The 507-nt window shown below is 78.5% G+C and carries 1 pseudogene; it reads right to left on the bottom strand.

What is annotated here, in order from left to right:
* Positions 1 to 36: 36 nt before the first annotated feature.
* A pseudogene (locus HYE82_RS37015) lies at positions 37 to 507 on the bottom strand (hypothetical protein); the annotation flags it as partial.

Genomic DNA, 507 nt, shown 5'->3' with positions numbered 1-507 from the left:
GGCCGGTACCCGGCCGCCGCCCCGGTCCCGCCATCTCTACGGCGGCCCCGAGCCGTTCAGCCAGAACGCCCCGTACACCGCCGAGACCAGCGCCACCGCCCCCAGCACTGCGGCCGCCCGGCCCGGCCGCCGCCGGGCCAGCGCCACCGCCGCCGGCAGCAGCAGCGGGAAGGCGGGCAGCAGCAGCCGCGGCTTGGACCCGAAGTACGCCGACGCGCCCAGCGCCAGCGCGAGGACGAGCCCGGAGTACACCAGCAGCGCGGTCGGCTGCCGCTGCCGCACGCACAGGGCGTACAGCCACAGCACCAGCACCACGCCCGCCGTCAGGCCGATCCCCGCCGGGGCCGCGCCCGAGGCCAGCTTCGCCCCGATGAACCGGGCGAAGGCCAGGCCGCCGTCGAAGCCGTTGCCCCAGCCGCCCTGCACGTCGAGGTACCCGAGCAGTCCGCGCCCGGTGTGCGCACCCACCCACAGGACGTACGCCGCCGCCCCCGCCGGGGCCAGGGC

The sequence above is a fragment of the Streptomyces sp. BR123 genome (assembly GCF_013401435.1).
Taxonomy (GTDB): domain Bacteria; phylum Actinomycetota; class Actinomycetes; order Streptomycetales; family Streptomycetaceae; genus Streptomyces.
This window is presented reverse-complemented; position numbering and strand designations above follow the sequence as displayed.